The organism is Sorangium sp. So ce375 (assembly GCF_051473855.1).
Classification (GTDB): Bacteria; Myxococcota_A; Polyangia; order Polyangiales; family Polyangiaceae; genus Sorangium.
The window spans coordinates 1,948,988-1,966,607 of sequence record NZ_CP150335.1; the positions used below are offsets into that span (position 1 = coordinate 1,948,988).

At 69.6% G+C, this 17,620-nt stretch carries 10 protein-coding genes; 7 read left to right on the forward strand and 3 right to left on the reverse strand.

The features are described from left to right. The gene (locus tag WME90_RS07475; protein WP_437280386.1) at positions 1 to 2,850 is read left to right on the forward strand and encodes a response regulator; all 2,850 of its coding nucleotides are present in this window, start codon (positions 1 to 3) and stop codon (positions 2,848 to 2,850) included. Positions 2,851 to 2,931: 81 nt separating this feature from the next. Continuing rightward, complete coding sequence (locus tag WME90_RS07480) at positions 2,932 to 5,088, forward strand: TonB-dependent receptor plug domain-containing protein (RefSeq protein WP_437280387.1); 2,157 nt, start codon at positions 2,932 to 2,934, stop codon at positions 5,086 to 5,088. Positions 5,089 to 5,126: 38 nt separating this feature from the next. On the opposite strand, the gene WME90_RS07485 is transcribed toward WME90_RS07480, so the two are convergent. Further along, positions 5,127 to 6,410, reverse strand: coding sequence for an ABC transporter substrate-binding protein (locus tag WME90_RS07485; protein ID WP_437280388.1), 1,284 nt, complete (start codon positions 6,408 to 6,410; stop codon positions 5,127 to 5,129). 389 nt (positions 6,411 to 6,799) lie between these two features. Between WME90_RS07485 and WME90_RS07490 the strand changes: the two genes are divergently transcribed. The 3 genes from WME90_RS07490 (at position 6,800) to WME90_RS07500 (ending at position 10,986) form a co-directional block, all read left to right on the forward strand. Beyond that, positions 6,800 to 8,500 carry a hypothetical protein gene (locus WME90_RS07490; protein WP_437280389.1) on the forward strand — a complete coding sequence of 567 codons (1,701 nt, stop codon included), beginning with the start codon at positions 6,800 to 6,802 and terminating at the stop codon, positions 8,498 to 8,500. Positions 8,501 to 8,785: 285 nt separating this feature from the next. Beyond that, positions 8,786 to 10,183 (forward strand): AAA family ATPase, encoded by a 1,398-nt coding sequence (locus WME90_RS07495; RefSeq protein ID WP_437280390.1) that lies wholly within the window; start codon positions 8,786 to 8,788, stop codon positions 10,181 to 10,183. Continuing rightward, a complete protein-coding gene (locus WME90_RS07500; protein WP_437280391.1) occupies positions 10,180 to 10,986 on the forward strand; it encodes a hypothetical protein in 807 nt (268 codons plus the stop codon). The genes WME90_RS07495 and WME90_RS07500 overlap by 4 nt, the downstream gene beginning before the upstream one ends. A gap of 193 nt (positions 10,987 to 11,179) precedes the next feature. Here the strand turns inward: WME90_RS07500 and WME90_RS07505 are convergent, their stop codons facing one another. Then, positions 11,180 to 12,919 carry a right-handed parallel beta-helix repeat-containing protein gene (locus WME90_RS07505; RefSeq protein ID WP_437280392.1) on the reverse strand — a complete coding sequence of 580 codons (1,740 nt, stop codon included), beginning with the start codon at positions 12,917 to 12,919 and terminating at the stop codon, positions 11,180 to 11,182. Between the two features lie 599 nt (positions 12,920 to 13,518). Then, positions 13,519 to 14,796, reverse strand: coding sequence for a hypothetical protein (locus WME90_RS07510; RefSeq protein WP_437280393.1), 1,278 nt, complete (start codon positions 14,794 to 14,796; stop codon positions 13,519 to 13,521). 455 nt (positions 14,797 to 15,251) lie between these two features. Between WME90_RS07510 and WME90_RS07515 the strand changes: the two genes are divergently transcribed. Both WME90_RS07515 and dinB read left to right on the forward strand, forming a co-directional pair. After that, positions 15,252 to 16,301 carry an FG-GAP repeat domain-containing protein gene (locus WME90_RS07515; RefSeq protein ID WP_437280394.1) on the forward strand — a complete coding sequence of 350 codons (1,050 nt, stop codon included), beginning with the start codon at positions 15,252 to 15,254 and terminating at the stop codon, positions 16,299 to 16,301. A gap of 98 nt (positions 16,302 to 16,399) precedes the next feature. Continuing rightward, the gene (gene dinB, locus WME90_RS07520) at positions 16,400 to 17,611 is read left to right on the forward strand and encodes a DNA polymerase IV (RefSeq protein ID WP_437280395.1); all 1,212 of its coding nucleotides are present in this window, start codon (positions 16,400 to 16,402) and stop codon (positions 17,609 to 17,611) included. Positions 17,612 to 17,620: the final 9 nt, after the last annotated feature.

The following is a 17,620-nucleotide window of genomic DNA, read 5'->3' on the forward strand; positions in this document are numbered from 1 at the left end:
ATGGCTACCCCGAACACCCACGGATCGCTCCGCATCAAGCTGCTCCGCCTGATTCTGGGCGCTCTGTTGTTGCTCGGGGGCACCACGCTGTTCGCGAGCGGCGCGCTCATCTATTCGACGGATCGCGCCGTCCAGGCCAAGCGTGAGCAGGAGCTCCTGAACGGCCTGGAAGAGAAGGCTCGCCTGCTCGGCTTCAATCAGGCGCTGGCGCTGCGCAGCCTGGTGGCGGACAACCTCTTCGGGGACGTCAAGGCGCTCATCCACCAGACCGTCTCGGAGAACAACGACATCGCCTACGGGGTGTTCTTCGACGCGGAGAACCGGGTCTGGGCGGCGAGCGGCCTGACCCGGGCGAACGCCGCGAAGCAGGCGCCTGGCGTGGCGCCGCCCAACTTCACCGCGACGGACCTGGAGGCCCTCGGGATCAGCACCGCGCACCAGGGCGGGCTCGTGCTGAGGCGGCGCCAGAACCCCCTGGGCGGCGATGACGTCCTCGAGGTGGCGGCGCCCGTCGTCTCGGAGGGCACCCATGCCGGGACCGTGATTTACGGCATCAGCACGCAGGGCGTCGTCGATCACATGGTCCAGGCGCGGGACCTCGCCTCGAGCCGGCTCGTGACCACGCTCGGCCTGATCGTGGTGCTCATCCTCGGCAGCGGGGCGGCGAGCTATTTCCTCGTCAAGCGGCTCACCGTCCACATCACGGAGCCGCTGCTCGCGCTGCGCACGGCGGCGGGCGCCATCGCCTCCGGGCTCCGCTCGAGCGCGCCGCCGACCGAATCGCCCGTCGCCGATCGGAAGAAGTGGGAGCGCGTGCAGATCACGAGCGGCGACGAGCTCGAGCTGCTCGGCGCGGCGTTCAACAGCATGGTCGAGGCGAACGAGCAGGCGTTCGAGGAGCTGCGCGTGAAGACCGAGCAGGCCCTCGAGGCGTCCCGGATGAAGAGCGAGTTCCTCGCCAACATGAGCCACGAGATCCGGACGCCCATGAACGGGATCCTCGGGGTCATCCGGCTCATGCAGAACCAGTCGCTCGACGGCAAGATGCGGCGCTACGTGGAGACCGTCGACGCCTCCGCGAACACGTTGATGTCGATCATCAACGACGTCCTCGATTTCTCGAAGCTCGAGGCCGGCAAGTACGTGGCGCAGCACGTCTCCTACGATCTGCGGCTCGTCATCCAGGAGGTCGCGGAGCTGATGGCGAGCCAGGCGCACGAGAAGGGGCTCGAGCTCGTGTACCGCGTGGAGCGCCGCGTCCCCACCGGCGTCGTGGGCGACCCCGACCGGTTCCGCCAGGTGCTCACCAACCTTGTCGGCAACGCGATCAAGTTCACCGAGCGCGGGGAGGTGCTGATCGACGCCGCGGCGTCGCAGCAGGACAAGACCTCGGCGCTCATCAAGATCGCGGTGGTGGACACCGGCCCCGGCATCGCGCCCGACGACCAGAAGAAGCTGTTCGCGGCCTTCTCGCAGGTGGACGGCTCGCTTGTGCGCAAGCACGGCGGCACCGGGCTGGGGCTCGCGATCAGCAAGCGCCTCGTCGAGGTCATGGGCGGCGAGGTCGGCCTCGACAGCACGCCGGGGCAGGGCAGCCGGTTCTGGTTCACGATCAGGGTCGGCGTCACGGCCGGAGGCGAGCAGATCCGGTCCGCCGAGTGGGCGGGCGGGCGCCGCGCGCTCGTGGTGGAGCACAGCAGGAGCTGGCGAGACGTCGTGGTGGAGCACCTCGTGGCCTGGGGCTTCGACGCCGAGTCCGCGACTTCCGGGAGAGACGCCATCAACCGGCTGGAGCTCGCGATCCTGGAGAAGCGGCCGTTCAGCGCCGCCGTTGTCGGTGTCCAGATGGACGATCTCGGCCTCGAGGAGTTCCTCAGGACCATCCAGTCGGTCCCGGCGTTGCAGACGCTGCCGATCGTGGCGCTCTACCACATGGGATCGAGCGTGACGCTGAGCGGGATGGACTCCAGCATGGTCACGCAGCTCCCCAAGCCGCTCCGCGTCTCCGAGCTGTACAACACGCTGCAGAGCGCGCTCACGGGCGCCTCGACCCCGCCGCCCAGCAAGCCCGGCGCGGAGCCGGGCAAGATCGCGAGCAAGCTCCCCGTGCTGGTCGTCGACGACAACGAGATCAACCGCTACGTGGCGATGGAGCAGGTGGAGCAGCTGGGGCTGCGCGTGGAGACCGCGTGCAACGGCCAGGAGGCTCTCGAGTGCGTCAAGCGAAAGCAGTATGTCGCCGTGCTCATGGATTGCCAGATGCCCGTGATGGACGGGTACACCGCCACCCAGGAGATCCGCGCCTGGGAGCGATCGAGGAATCGCCACACGGTGATCATCGCGCTGACGGCGCACGCGCTCGTCGGCGAGCGCGACCGGGTGCTCGCCGCGGGGATGGATGACTATCTGGCCAAGCCGGTGCGCCCTCAATCTCTGCAGAAGACCTTGTGGCGGCACGTCGTCCTGAACCGGGAGGAGCCCGGGTCGGCCCCTTCGCGCCGCGGCGCCGACATGGCGCCCTCGTCCGGGCCCGTGCTCGACCCGGAGGTCCCGCGCTCGCGGAAGCTGATCGAGCTCGTGCTCAAGAACGTCCCGGTGCAGCTCGATGGCCTGGAGGGGGTCATCAGGAGCGCCGTGGCCGCCGAGATCAAGGCGAGCGCTCACAAGCTGAAGGGCAGTATGCTCTCGATCGGCGCCTCACGCGTCGCGGAGCTCGCGGAGAAGATGCAGCACGCCGCCGCTCAGGGCGAGCTGCCGGATACGAGCGACCTCGCGCGGATACGTGACGAGTTCGACTCCGTCAGCATTGCCTTGAAGGAGGAGCTCGCCGCGACCGCCAAGGCGACGTGACGATCGCGCCGAATCGACCATGGACGAAGGTCTGGAGCCCACTGTACCCGCATGAAGCTTCCCTCGCTCGAAACCAGGTGGATGGCTGCGCTGGTGATCGCCTCGATCCCCGGTCTCGCATGGGCCCAGCCGACGACCGCGACGGCGCCGGGAGCGCCGAAGGCCGCGGGGAGTGAGCGGCGCAACGACGCCCTCGAGGACGTCGACCTGCTGAGGTTGCTCGACGTCGAGGTGTCCACTGCCACAAAGACGCTGGAGACGCTGGATGACGCGCCCGCCATCATGACGGCGATCACCGCGGACGAGATCCGGCGCTGGGGGTACCAGAGCGTCGGCGAGGTGCTGGAGCACGTCGTCGGGTTCTACCTAATCGACGACCACATCCTGCCGAACGCCGGCGTGCAGGGGATGACGGGCGGGCTGGGCGCCGAGAGCGGCGTGATCAAGGTGATGATCAACGGGCGCTCGGCGGCGTTCAGGACCACCAGCGGCAACTGGCTGGGCACGGAGCTGATCCCGCTGTCGGTCATCAAGCAGATCGAGGTCGTCCGCGGCCCCGCGTCGGCGCTCTATGGCGCGGACGCGTTCCTCGGCGTCGTCAATATCATCACGCTGGACCCGGAGGACATTCCGTTCGCCGACGGCACGGTGCAGGTCGGCGTGACGCAGGACCACCCGAGCGGCCGCGTCGACGTGGTCGGAGGCATGTTCACCGACCGCTTCGAGATGATGCTCACGGCCGCGGGCGAGCTCGATGATCGAAGCGGCCTGAAGCTGCCTGACGAGTCGCCCGCTCCCCGCATCCCGCCGTATCACTCGGGACGCCTGGCCCAGAACCTCGAGCGCCGGTCGGGGGTCGTCGGGGCGCGTCTTGGCTTCCGTCATCCGGAGCGGGGGCACCACCTCGTCGTCAGCGCCTACTGGTCGGGCATCCGGCGCGGCGGCGATTTCGCGCAATGGGCGCAGCTCACCGGCGGGACGGACTCCTTCGGGCGTGAGGCCGGCACCGTGGTCAGCCTTCAGCAGCGTCGCGTGGCGGTCGATGGGCTCTTCCAGCTCAACCGGGAGCTCGCGTTCGCGGTGCAGGGGATGTACTTCCAGGGCGGCGTCCTGCCGGACGACCGCGTGGATGTCGCCGGCGGCTGGTACTACATCGAGCGGCGGATGGCGTATCGCGGCGTGGACGCGAGCGTCGAGGCCCGGTGGATGCCGTGGGACAGGTTCAATGTGATATTGAATCTGGAATCCGTCTACGACAAGGAAGACATGCCCTCCTTCCGTCGGGTCAGCAAGCTGACGGGGCAGTCCTTCGGCTCGCCGGAGCGGGAGCAGGAATCGGCCGAGCTGGTCGACCTCGGGGCGCTCCTTAGCGCCAACCTCAAGGTGCTCGACCCTTGGCTGAAGCTCACGGGGGGGCTCCGCTACGATCACCACAGCAAATACGGCAATCAGCTGACCGGTCGATTCGGGGCGACCTCGCACCTGGGCAAATCGGTCGTGGCCAAGCTGCTCTACGGGAGCGCCTTCAAGGCGCCGTCCCCCTATTTGCTCTATGCCCAGCCCCTCGTGCCGGGCGACGTGATCGGGAACGAGTTCCTCTCGCCTCAGCTCATCCACACCGTGGACGCGGAGCTGACGCTGAGGCCTGCTGCCTGGGTCTCGGCGACCACGGGGTTGTCGTACAGCCGCCTGAACGACAAGGCGGAGTTCGTCCCGCGTGGCATCAACCAGACGGCCCAGAACGTGGCCAGCCAGGAGTCCTTGATCTGGACGGTACGCGCCGACGTGCATCGCGGCGATGCCGTCGGGGGTTACGGATCGTTCGAGACCGTGCGCTCCGCCCGGGAGTCCGGCCAGGTGGGGTACCAGGCGGATCTGGTCGGTTCATCGATGGTCGCCTACCCGAGCTGGATCGTCCGAGGTGGCGCCTATGTAAAGCTGCCGTCGCCGAGCTTCTTGCCGCTGGAGCTCTCGACGCAAGGGATCCTCGTCGGGCCCCGGCTGTCCGCGGAGGCGAGCACCCTGGAGGCCGGCTCGGCTTTCCGCCTGCCCACGTACCTCAAGTGGAACGCCAGCCTGGTCGCGCGCAACCTGTGGATCATCCCGGGGCACGAGACGACCGTGGCCGTTCGCGCCAAGAACATCCTCGGCTCTACCGGCCCGGATCCCGGGTTCTCGGGGTTCGAGTACCCGCTCTCGCCGCGGGAGATCTACCTCGAGCTACGGCACCGCTACTGAGCTGCGCCGAGCCCGTCGAGGACGAGCTCGGCGCGGGATCATTGCTGGACCACACATTTGGCGTCGAAGTGATCGCCATCGTCGAAGCGGTCGCCGGCGATGGTCCACATCTGCATGATGTGATTCTGGCTCGCCCCGTATCCATCGAATTCATATTCGGTGGCTGCCCCGATGTACCGGAGAGGGATCCCCTTGCGGAGCTTCTCCATGGCCCCTTTCAGATCCCACCACACGGCCACATCATTCTCCTTGTTGTTGAGCTCGAGGATCATCTCCCGCAGCTCATGTCCGGACGTGATGATCCTTCCCTCGTTCTTCGCTTGGCCGTACACGAGGCCCATCGCGATGAGGACGATCCCGTCGTAATAGAAGTGTGCCGCGGGGAACGGCGTATCGCCGCTCCACCGGTTGGAGAAGTGACGGTTGAAGCCGATGGAGTTCCAGTTCGTGCACCGGAGCTTCTCCCCGGTTTCATCGACCTGCTCGCACTCGCTTCGCAGGCTGAGCGAGGGCGATACCCCGTAGGATCCATCGAGGGCGCCCTGAGGGATGTTGGCGAGGAACACCTCTGTGTGCAACGCAGGGCCGAGGAGCCATGTGCCCGGGCGTCCGCGGACGGTCCATTCGGTCACGATGGTCGAGGCAGCCGCGGGATAGGCGGCCAGCAGCGTGCGGCCGGCATCCGGTTTGAAGGCGGACTCGATCTTGCTCGTGTACGTGAGCTGGCCGGACGCGAACGTCACCGAGGGGAGGATCCTGCCATTGAGCGCCGCGAAATGGGTCGTGAACTCGGTGCTGACGCCGGAGTTGTAGTCGTCCCGCGCCGAGAGGCTATTTGCGGTGGTGACGCCCGCGCCAGTGGCATATCTCGCGAGCGCGCAGCCGATGGCGAACGGGGAAGGGGCGAGCCGTATCCTTCCGCCCACGTCCTCACGGCGCGCGATGGAGGGCGCGGCATAGCCCGGCAGCATGTGGAGGATGTCCTCCTTCTTCACCTCGATCGCGATGGTGCGGGCGAGATCGTTCTCTTCGGGCCCTACCAGGTAGCGGACGTCATCCGTGTAGATCAGCGAGAGCAGCTGGTCGAGCCCGCGCTCCGAGCCCGAATTGCTGTCTCGGCTCACGAGGTCGAACGGCCTCCCGCCGAGCCCGCCCGCCGCGTTCACGTCCTCGATCGCGAGCAGCATGGCCTGCTCGAGGTTGCGGCCGATGGCGGACTCGCTCCCGGAGAAGGGGAGGAGAGCCCCGATGGTGATGGCATTCTCGGGGTCATCGGGCGCCGTCGATGAACATGACGCCGAGAGCAGGGACGCGAGTCCCACAAGCAGCCCGGTCTCCATACAGCGCATGCGTCGACCGCGAGCGCCGAGCCACATGCCCGCTCGACGGAGGCAGTCCAGAACGGTAGGCATCCCAGGGTACATGATTGTCCTTCGCGATGATGACATCGCATTGAGGACGGAGCTGTCAAGGGTCATGGGTGCAATGCGCACCACCGGGTTCGCTCTTTGCTTTCAGCGATCGGTGTCCGTTCAACGCGGCTGTCGGGCTGCGTGGGAGCGTGACCGGGAGAGATGGACCCCAGGTCGGGCGATGGCCGCGGGGTCGTGTCGTGGCCGGCGCCTAGGTCGCGTCCCCTCGCTCGGATCTTGATGGACGCCGGCGCTCATCGGCGAAACCTTTGCGGACCGCCCGTGTCCAAGGAGACGTGATGCCCTCGAACGCTCGCTCGATCTTCGCCTTCAACGCCCTCGCCGCCGCGATGGGGCTCTCCCTGGCGGCCTGCGCCGTGGCGCCTCCGCCCGCGCCGAACGCGCCGGTTGCGTCGGGCGACGGCCGCCCGGCGCCCCGGCCGCCGGCGCCGCTCCCGGAGGAAGAGGCCTTCGCCGTCCACGGCACGCTCAAGGACGAGTGGCTCCCGATACTGAAGCCGGCCCCGTTCGACCCGAAGGCCGCGCTCGTCCCCCCGGCGCCGGCCGGCGTGCCCGCCGCGCCGCGCGCCTGCGAGGCGTTCGCGCGGCGCGCGGCCGTCGCGCCCGCGCAGCCCTGCGGCGACGCGCAGGGCGCGCTCGCGGCGCTCGACGCCGCGCTCGCGGAGGACGACGCCGCGAAGCGCGACGCGCGGCTCGCGGGCGTCGAGGCGTGCGCGGGCCTGGAGGCGGGCCTCACGCGCGCGCTCCGGGCCGAGCTCGCGCCCATCGCCTGCGGCGACGCCATCGCCGCGCCGCTCCTCGAAGCGCCGCCCGCAGCGCTCCGGGGCGACATCTACCAGGTGCTGCTCGGCCTTACGCTCTCCGCCCGGCTCGCGCGCACCGCGACCGAGCCGCCCGCGCTGCGGCCGCCCTACGATGTCCAGCGCGTCCTCGCGTTCACCAAGGGGCCGCTCTTCGCGTGGGTGACGGAGCAGGCCCGGGCGATCGAGGATCTCGGGCGGCTCGGCGTCGAGCTCCCGTTCTACGCGAAGGGCATCGTCGCCGTGGAGGCGGGGCGGGCCGACATGCGGCTCGTCGAGGCGTTCCGCGCCGCGCCGCTGCCGGACGCCATGCGGAAGGACGCGGAGCTCGCCAACGTCTACTACGGCGAGCTCGATCAGCTGCTCGATCCCTGGAAGGCCCGCGGCCGTGACGCCGCGCTCGTCGGCCTGCGCGAGCTCGCGGCGGTCGGCGTGCTCCACGACGCCCGCGTCGACAGCGCGCGCGACATGCTCTCCCGCCTCTACGGCGGCCGGCGCGTCGACGCGCTGGACGCGCTCGAGCTGCCGCCGCTCCCGGCGGTCACCCCTCCAGCGTCGATCGGCGAGCGGCTCGCGGCCAGGCTGCCGACGTACTACGCGGGCCGGCTGATCGCGCCCGAGGCGGCGGCGCGGCCCGAGCTCCTGCGCGCCCTGCTCGGCCGGGGCGTCCCGCTCCAGCACCGCGCGGCGCTGCGCACCGCGCAGCTCTCGCCCGAGTCGAGGCTCCTCTACGCGAGGGCGCGGCTCGATCTCGGCCGGCTGTACTGGCGGGCCGTGGACTTCGATCAGGCGACCGCGCTGCTCGCGGCGTGGCCCAAGGAGACCCCGCGCCCCGCCGAGGCGACGGCGCTGCTCGCGATCGCGCTCGGCCTGCGCAACGGCCCCGAGGACGCGGCGCTCATGATGCGGCGCGCGCCGCTCACGGCGCTCGGCCTGGGTGATATCGCCGCGCTCGACTGGGTGGCCCGCGCGAAGCCCGCCTCGGCGTACGCGGGCATCGCGGCGTACGACGCGGCCCTCATCAAGCAGCTCGCCGCCCCGCACGGCGCGGAGGCGAGCTACTGGTCCGACGTGGCGGCGCGCTTCCGCGAGGCGCAGGCGCTGCTGACGGGGCCGCTCGCGAAGGCGGCGGAGGAGAGGGCGCGGGCGGCCGACGAGATCGCGCGGGAGGCGCGGTGAGGCGCTGAGCGACGATGAGCCCGTGTGGCGGTCGTGCTGGATTTCCAGCGGCTCATGGTTGCGGAACGTGGGCCCGAGGCCTCCGTCGGCGGTGATGCTGCTCTCCCGCCGGCGGTATGCCTAGCCCCAGTGCGGCTGCGGACGAGCCCGTGCTCATGGTCCTCCTGTCCTGGTTCATGTCACTCGAGAGTTTTGTGTTCAGCGACATATCGCAATGATGTATCCCGATGGATCGTGTGAACGTGACTTTCTCTACCCCCGCTCCCGTTGCGCTAGGATGCCGCCGTGTACCTCCGCGAGATCCACATCCGGAACCTCAAGCTGCTCCGCGATCTGCGGCTGTCGTTCACCACCTCCTCCGGCGAGCCGCGGATGTGGACCGCGATCGTCGGCGAGAACGGCCTCTGCAAGACCTCGATCCTGCAAGCGATCGCCCTCGCGGCCAGCGGCCCCGACCGGGCCAACCAGCTCGCCGATATCCCGTCGATGCCGGACCGGCGGCACCCGGACGAGCCGCTCGACATCGCGGCCGGCTTCGCGTTCGGCCCCTTGCCCGAGGGGCGCTCGCGCTCGTATCCGCGCTGGGGCGGCAAGCCGGCCCAGCCGCCGAGGTCCTTGCAGAGCCGGCTGGGCCTTTCGCCCGGCTGGAAGGTCTTCGTGGGCTCGTCCGACTACGAGGATTCCCCGGCGCACCCTCAGGAACACCTCGATCCGGCGCGTAGCGCCGACCCGGGTCCGCTGCGCGAAGCCCGCGCCGTCGGTGCGCCGTGGTGGTTCGTGGCCGGGTACGGCGTCAACCGGCGCCTGCCCAAGCCACACGGCGCCGCGCGCCCGGACGACCCGACGCTGAGCCGGCTCGATTCCCTCTTCGACGGCGCCCCCATCCTCGGCACCGGGTTCGCCGACATCCTCCAGGACCTCGGCATCGACCCGGCCCGCTACGCCGAGATGCTGTCCGACGCCCTCTTTCGCCGCTCCCGCCTCCTCCCGCGCGTGCGCGGGCTGGAGCTCCGGGGCCGCGGCGGGGTGAAGAGCGCCGCCGATCTCGTGGAAGCGCACCGCTTCGAGCTGCGCTCGGGATCTTCCACGTTCAAGCTGCCCGCGACGTGGCTATCCCATGGCTACCAGGGGCTGATCTCCTGGGTTGCGGACCTCATCGGTCAGATCCTGGCCGACACATCGATGTCCACCGCCCTGGTGGATCCCGCGGAGATGAGCGGTCTCGTGCTCATCGACGAGATCGACCTCCACCTGCACCCGAGCTGGCAAGCCGAGCTTGTGCCGAAGCTGAGGAAGGTGTTCCCACGGATGCAGTTCGTGGTGACCACCCACTCGCCCCTGGTCCTCCCCGGCTTCGCGAAGGACGAGATCGTCCGGCTCGGCCGGAACCGGGACGGCGACGTGATCGCCCGGAAGACCGGCGAGTCGCCTGCGCTCATGACCGGCAGCGAGCTGTACGAGGAGTTCTTCGGGATCGATCGCCTCTTTCCGACCGATCTCGGCGAGGCCGCGCAGCGCTACGGCCTGCTCGCGAACGATCCCGGTCGCTCGGACGCAGAGGAGCAGGAGATGGTCGCGTTGCGGAAGAAGCTCCGCGCCGCCGAGGTCGAGCCCGAGTGGGAGCCCGTGCCCCGCACCAGGACGAGCGAGGAGCGGCCAGCGAAGAAGGCGCGAAGCCGGTGATCCGCGTGGACCGAGGCCCGAAGCCGGAAGGGCTGGAGGGCGTCCGAAAGGTGGAGGTGAAGCGGCTCGCGACCCTTGTACGGGAGGCGCCACCGAAGGCGACGGACTTCGGCACCAAATACAACATCGTCCGCCGCGATCTCTGGAAAGTGCAGGGGCGGACGTGCTGCTACTGCGAGCGCCGCATCGACCGCCTCTACAACGATGTCGAGCACTTCCGGCCCAAGACCCGCGCCTACCGCGGCCGGGGACGTCCCACGCACGGCTACTGGTGGCTGGCGTGGACATGGGAGAATCTCCTCTTCGCCTGTCCCAGCTGCAATCGAAGGCACAAGAAGAACAAATTTCCCCTCGCCCGAGGGAGCCGCCTCCTACCGGTGGGTCACGGTCCACCGGGGCCCGAGCGAGCCGTCCTCATCGATCCTTCAGGCGAGGACGATCCGATCGAACACATCCAGTTCGTGCCATTCCGCCAGGCTGGGAAGAAAGAGAAGTGGATCCCCGTGGCTCGCGGCGGGAGCCGCAGGGGCAAGAGGACGATCCAGGTCCTCAAGCTCGATCGCCCCGCGCTCGTGACGGACTACGGAGACCATGTGTCCGATCTCGTCAGCCACCACGTGAAGGCGATCCGAGCGGCAATCCGTGCGGGAGACGGCCGCGCCGTCGCGACGGCCTGGCGAACCGCCCTGAGGAAGCTCTTCTATCGGCGCCAGGCGTTCAAAGCGCTCTCTTATGACGTTCTGGACCACCACTTTCCGCTGATGATCCGGCAGCAGTGGTACCTCGAGCTCTACCGACCGTGATCGAGGACACGACGCGGCCCTCATCGAGCAGATCGAGGTCCCGGAGCGCGGACCTCATCCGCCTCGTCCTGCGGATGCGCGGCGTCTGCCTCGTAGACGACGCGCGCCGCCGAGGTGCCCCCCCGGGGCCGTCCACAGGGGCGCGCTCCGGGCCGGCGTGAGCTTCACATCGGCGCGGACGGGCGTCGCTCCTTCACAGGGTGCACGTCGCCACCTCCGGCGCGGTGTTGCCAGACGTGCTCACGCCCGAGATGACGTTGTCCTCGGGATAGAACAGCACCTCCGCGCCCGTCAGGCCCGACTTCCAGCACTTCTGCTGAATGGATTTGTATTGCCTCCCGCGCGAGCTGTCGGTGCCGCACCGCGCGAACGCGCCGCCGTCGATCGTGATGTCGCTGGCCTCGATCAAGATACCGGGATAGGAGCCCGACGTGAGGCGCAGCAGGTTGTTGAAGACGACCGGGTTCTCCAGGGTCACGTTGTCGACCCGGAGCGCGGTCGAGGGAAACGAGGTCGTCCGCGACTGCAGGTACACCCCGTAATATCCGTTGCCCCAGGACCAGAGGTCCTGGAAGGTCACGTCGGTGCCGGCCTGGACGTGCACCCCGTAGTTCCCGTTGTACGCGGACTTGACGCCCACGAGCGAGATGTCCGACGGGCGGAGCGACGCGAGGTTGCTCACCAGCATGACGCCAGAGCCGCCGTTGTGGTGAAAGTAGCTGTCCTCGATCACGACGTTCTCGGGCACAGCGCCGGTGTAACCGGGCCCATCGGAGGCCTGGCCGGCGATCCACAGACCGTGCCCGCCATACGCTGTCGAGCCATGGAGGAGGTTATGGTGGACCTCGCAGTTCCGCACGACGACGTTGGCGGTGAGGATCTTGATCCCGGCGGCTCCGACCGGGCCGGTGATGTTCTTGATCTCGCAGTTCTCCACGACGGTGGCGCCGAGCGTGGGATTGAGCTCGGGGACCGTGGCGAGGTAGATACCGCCCTTCGGCGTGCCGTCCACGATCACGTTCCGGATCGTGCCCCAGGCTCCGACGGCGAAGGTGATCCCTTCCAGGTTGGAAGGCTTGCACGCTGGCACCTGGGACGAGGGGGGCGCGTACCGCAGGATGACGTTCTCCACCTCGCAGTTCTCGCAGTGGTTGAGCTGGATGCCACCGTTGGCCGTCGCCCGTGGCCCGTCCGTGAGCTCGATCTGAAAATTGCGGATCCAGAGCCCATCGATCGCGGGGACCACGCTCTCGTCCGGCCTGCTGACCTGGATCACCCCGGGATACTGCTCCGGGTTGCAGGGGAGCGCCACCAGGGTCGCGGTGTCGGGATCACCAGGCTCGGTATCCGGATATACCTCCGGCCCCTCCAGGGTCAGGTCGTCGTAATGAGGTCTGAGCGGCGTGCGCATCACGTAACGCCCGGCGGGGAAGGCCACGGTGCGCCGGGTGGTCGTCAGCGATGCTGCGCACTCGATGGCCTGCGCGATACCAGGGCTGTCGTCGACATTGGTGCTCCCGTCGACGGAGGTGTCGGCGGAGAGCGCCCATCCCGACGGCCTGTTCAGGTAGGGCGAGACATCGACAACGCCGTCGACGACGGACCCCGACAAGCAGCAGGCGCTCCCCGTGCAGCTGTTCAGAGCCTCGTGCAGCGGGTTGATCCCCGCGCAGTGGCCGCTGACGCAAAAAGGTCCCGTGCAGGTCGACGGCGCTATCGACGTGGGGCAAGCGTCCAGGTCGGTGGAGCTCGCCGTATAGGGCGGTTCGGTGTAGGGCGCATCGGGGCCCTCGGAGCCGCAGAGAGCGGTGAAGTCGCTGCTCTCGCTCGTGGGAGGTTCATAACCCCACGAGGCGCTGGCCGTGGCCGGGGCGAATACGAGCGCGAGCACGGCCCCTGTCGAGGTCTTCACGATCCGTTGGGTGGAGAGCATGCGTTCTTTCGTCCTTTGATAAGGTTCATCTGGATACCGCAAGGTGAACGAGCGAGAAGAGGTCTGGAGAAGGGTCGTCGGATCGACGCCGCGCGATCGCTTCGTGGATCCCCCCGACGCGGGCGCAGGCGCTCCACGGCCTGCGCCTGGCGCGATCGAGGCTGCTCGGCGAGCACGGCGCGACGAGCGGCTGGCCCATGGAGACCGGGGAGCGAGCCGTCGTGGCACGAACGAGGAACCGGCGCCGGCGGACGGTGCCTCGCATGGTGGATAGTCTCCATTCAACCCGGCTTGGCTTCAGTGGCTCCAGAAGGCAACAGCCGTGCCGCGGCTGGCGCGGGGCCTCCGGCGGTGTCGGAGCGCAAGCCAGCGAGGAGCCGGCGCATCATCACGGTGGACCGGGCGAGTGTCGCGGTGCACCGGCCGGATGTCACGGGACATCGCGTGAGATGTCACGGGACATCGCGTGAGATGTCACGGGACATCCGGCCGGCGAGCCCTCCGGCAATCGCTGTGGTCGCCGGAGCGGCGCATGTCTCTGGATCGAGGGCCTCGCTGGCCACCGGCGCCGGAAGCGCCGACGCCGCCAGCGGGTCGGTCTACGGATCGATGATCCAGGGACCGCCCGCGCCGCCTGTGCCGCCGGTGTCATCCGCGCCGCCAGCGCCGCTGCCGGTGGTACCAGCGCTGGCGCCGCCCGCGCCGCCGGTCGCACCGGCGCCGCCGCCGCCTGTGTTGCCGCCCGCGCCGCCGCCCCCGTCGGCGCCGGGGGTGGATCCATTGCCCGCGCCGCCCCCGCCGCTGCCGGGGTCCACGTACGGGCCCGGGTCGATGAGGCCGCCGCCGATGGCCGCCAGATCATAGATGAGGTCGGTATCGAAATAGACACCGATCGGTCTGTAGGCGATGCCGGAGCCCACGACGGCGGTCTCTGCCGCGTTGTTGTCCCAGCTCCAGCCGACGGTGCTGACGATATCCCAGGTGTATTGCTGGTACACCGGATAGGCCGAGACCCGAGCGAGCGCGGCCGTGGGGACGAAGAAGACCGTGTTCGCATCGAGCCCGACGGTCGCGCTCACGTCGAACCCGACCGCCTTGGTGATTTGCTCGTTCGAGGGCACGCAGTCGTTCAGCGGGCCCGATGCGGGTTGGGCGCCTGGGGCCGTGTTGTCGCCCCCCATGCCCGAGGAGGGCTGGGAGCCCCAGGGAGAGCCGCTGCCCGGCATGCCCGAGGAGGGCTGGGAGCCCCAGGGAGAGCCGCTGCCCGGCATGCCCGAGGAGGGCTGGGAGCCCCAGGGAGAGCCGCTGCCCGGCATGCCCGAGGAGGGCTGGGAGCCCCAGGGAGAGCCGCTGCCCGGCATGCCCGAGGGGGGCTGGGAACCCCAGGGAGAGCCGCTGCCCGGCATGCCCGAGGGGGGCTGGGAACCCCAGGGAGAGCCGCTGCCCGGCATGCCCGGCGAGGGCCGGAAATCCCCGAACGTGTCGTCAGCCGGTATCGCCGGGAAGGGCCAGAAGTTGTTGAGGGCGCGGCTGCCCGTCGCGCTCGCCGCGGGCTGGATGGGCGTGGCGGTGGTCACCAGGCGCACCGCCGGCGTGACGCTCGTCGATACGGAGACGCTGAGCGTCCGCGGGCCGAACCCCTCCGCGACACGGAGCAGGTGGGCGGCATCCTCCCAGTGGAACGTCTCCGGTAGAACGAGCACATTCGTGATCGTCAGGCCAGAACACAAGGTCTGCCGGGCCTCGCCAACCTCGGCTCGTACGCCGCCGCCCGCCCGCTCGGGCAGCTCGGGCGCCTCGCGTGGTCCCACGCACGTGACGGATGGAACCAGCATCATCGCCGTGCCGAGCATGAGCTTCACGTCAGGAACAAACATGTGCACTCCCCTGGGTTGCCATCAAAGCAGCGAAGAGACAGAGCCGCTCAGGCGCGGAGAGCGCCGAGGGGCCGATCGTCGCCCTCCGTGTCCCGGTCTACCGGGAGGCCTCCTCTTCCGACCCCGAGAGGGCGGCGGCCTGCGTCCCGCAGCCAGCCCCTGAACGTTATGAGCTCGGGAGTCCTCGATGAGACCAACTCGATGAGCATAGAAGTTCTACGGGACGACGCTGCATGCAAGAAGCGTGGAGTGGAGCGCGCTCCTCCGCGCGACGCCGAGGCGTCCAGAGCGCGAAGCCCCCGGCGCGAATACCGGTCTCGGATGGACTGACGCTTGCCGCGCCGACAGGCGCGTGAGCGGCGTGCCCACGGGCGAGGTCGTGCATCCCCCCAGGATCGGCGGCCCGCCGCGCGCGCTGCGCGAGAGAGGCGAGCGTGACGAGTCCTGTGGTCGTGATGAAGTATCTGTGTGCCGTCGCTGCGATCCACTTCGTGATCGGCTGCGCGGACGGCGCCGATCCGCTCGACGAGGGGGGACCCATGGATCCTGCGACACCCAGCCTCGGGGTCGCGGAACAGCGGTCCAGCACCTACGGTTGGAAGATCATCGAGGCGATCGACTTCAATTTCGACGGAAGGCAGGATGTGCTCTGGGTCGACCCCGCTCGCAGCCGCATGGCCGTCTGGTTCATGGACGGAGCCCAGCTGCTCGCGCCGGGCCCGATCCTTCGTGGGCCGGCCGGCGACGGCTGGATCGCCATCGGGCACGACTTCAACTTCGACGGCATGTCGGACGTGATCTGGCGTCACGATGACCGGAACCTGATCAACATCTGGTTCATGGACGGAGGCCGGCCGTTCGCGCAGGAACCGCCGCTCCCCGGGCCGCGCGGCAGAGGCTGGGTGATCCGGCCGAACGACTTCAACCGCAACGTCGCCTCGGATGTGCTCTTTTACAACGAGGATAAGAACCTGATGACCGTGTGGCTGCTGGATGGCGGCCAGCTGCTCGCGCCGGGCCCGTTCATCCCGGGGCCGGGCGGCGACTGGGATATCGGCCCCGTGCCCGACTTCAACTTCGATCGCATCGCGGACGTGATCTGGAACGACGACGTGCACAACCTGATGACGGTGTGGCTGATGAGCAACACCGAGGTCCTCGCGCGGGGGCCGGTGATCCCCGGGCCGGCCGGCGAGGGATGGGACGTCCTCTGGGCGAGCGATTTCAACGCTGACGGCATGGCGGACGTCCTCTGGGCCAACGAGAAGAAGGGCCTCGCAGCCGTGTGGCTGATGAATGGCGTCGAGCTCCTCGACGCGGGGCCGGTGATCCCCGGGCCGATCGGCGGTGGCTGGAGAGCGGCCGCCGCCGGCGACGTCAACGGTGATCTGATGTCGGATCTCATCTGGCAGCGCGTGGGGACGAGCCAGATGGCCGTGTGGTTGATGAACGGCACCCACATCCTCTCGCCAGGGCCGGTGATCCTGGGCCCCCCCGGCGACTGACCCGACCCGGGCGGCCGGCGGCAGCAGGTGAGCGATGGCGGGCCGTCGAGCGCGGCGAGCCTCTGGCGCCGGTGAGGTGGGTGGGAGAGAACGTACCGATGCGCCAGATCCTCCACGTCGACATGGACGCGTTCTTCGCGTCGGTCGAGCAGCTCGACGACGCGTCGCTGCGAGGCCGCCCCGTCCTGGTCGGCGGCGCCTCGCGGCGGGGCGTCGTCGCGGCCGCGTCGTACGAGGCGCGCGCCTCGGGCGCCCGCTCGGCGATGCCGATGGCCGAGGCGATCCGCCGCTGCCCGCAGGCGATCGTCGTGCCGGTGCGGCACGCCCGCTACGCCGAGGTGAGCGCGCAGGTCTTCGCGATCTTCCGCCGCTTCACGCCGCTCGTGGAGGGGCTGTCGCTCGACGAGGCGTTCCTCGACGTGACCGCGAGCCGCGCGCTCTTCGGCGACGGCGAGGCGATCGCGGCGCAGATCAAGCGCGCGATCCGCGACGAGATCGGGCTCACCGCCTCTGCCGGCGTCGCGCCCTGCAAGTTCGCCGCGAAGATCGCGAGCGATCTGCGGAAGCCCGACGGCCTCGTCGTGGTCCCCGACGACGTCGCCGCGTTCCTCGCGCCGCTGCCGCTCGAGCGCATGTGGGGCGTGGGCCCGCGCGCGGCCGAGCGCCTCCGCGGGGCGGGGCTCGCGACCATCGGCGATCTCGCGCGCTGCCCCGCGCCGCGCCTCCACGACTTGCTCGGCCCCGCGTGGGGCGAGCACGTGCGGCTCCTCTCCGCGGGCGTCGACGAGCGCGCGGTCGTCCCGGGCCGCGCGGCGGAGTCGATCGGCGCGGAGGAGACCGTGGAGGAGGACCTCCGGGGCAGGGAGCCGATCGAGCGCTGGCTGCTCGAGCTGTCGGGCCGCGTCGCGCGGCGCCTGCTCAAGGCGGGCCTGTCCTGCCGCGCGGTCTCGGTGAAGCTCAAGTACTCGGACTTCACGCTGCGGACGCGCCAGACGAGGCTGTCCGATCCGGTCTGCGACACCGACTCGATCTATGCCTGCGCGAAGGGGCTGCTCCCGCGCTTCGATCTCTCGCGACCGGTGCGGCTCGTCGGCGTCGCCGCCGGCGACCTCACGAGCCAGAGCGCCGGCCCGACGCTGAGCCTGTTCCCGGTCGCCTCCGAGCGACGCCGTCGCCTCGAGGGCGTCGTGGCGGAGGTGGCCGAGCGCTTCGGCGGCAAGGGGCTCACCCGCGCGGCGCTGCTGGAACCCGCGCCCTCGGGCCGCGCGACGTCGCGCGCCGTCCCGAGCGAGCGCGATAAGAAGAAATAGACGGTCGCG

Excerpts from the sequence above, each read along its gene's own strand:
- WME90_RS07475 (WP_437280386.1), top strand. The coding sequence starts at position 1 with ATGGCTACCCCGAACACCCACGGATCGCTCCGCATCAAGCTGCTCCGC.
- WME90_RS07480 (WP_437280387.1), top strand. The coding sequence starts at position 2,932 with ATGGCTGCGCTGGTGATCGCCTCGATCCCCGGTCTCGCATGGGCCCAG.
- WME90_RS07490 (WP_437280389.1), top strand. The coding sequence starts at position 6,800 with ATGCCCTCGAACGCTCGCTCGATCTTCGCCTTCAACGCCCTCGCCGCC.
- WME90_RS07505 (WP_437280392.1), bottom strand. The coding sequence starts at position 12,919 with ATGCTCTCCACCCAACGGATCGTGAAGACCTCGACAGGGGCCGTGCTC.
- WME90_RS07510 (WP_437280393.1), bottom strand. The coding sequence starts at position 14,796 with ATGTTTGTTCCTGACGTGAAGCTCATGCTCGGCACGGCGATGATGCTG.
- WME90_RS07515 (WP_437280394.1), top strand. The coding sequence starts at position 15,252 with ATGAAGTATCTGTGTGCCGTCGCTGCGATCCACTTCGTGATCGGCTGC.
- dinB (WP_437280395.1), top strand. The coding sequence starts at position 16,400 with ATGCGCCAGATCCTCCACGTCGACATGGACGCGTTCTTCGCGTCGGTC.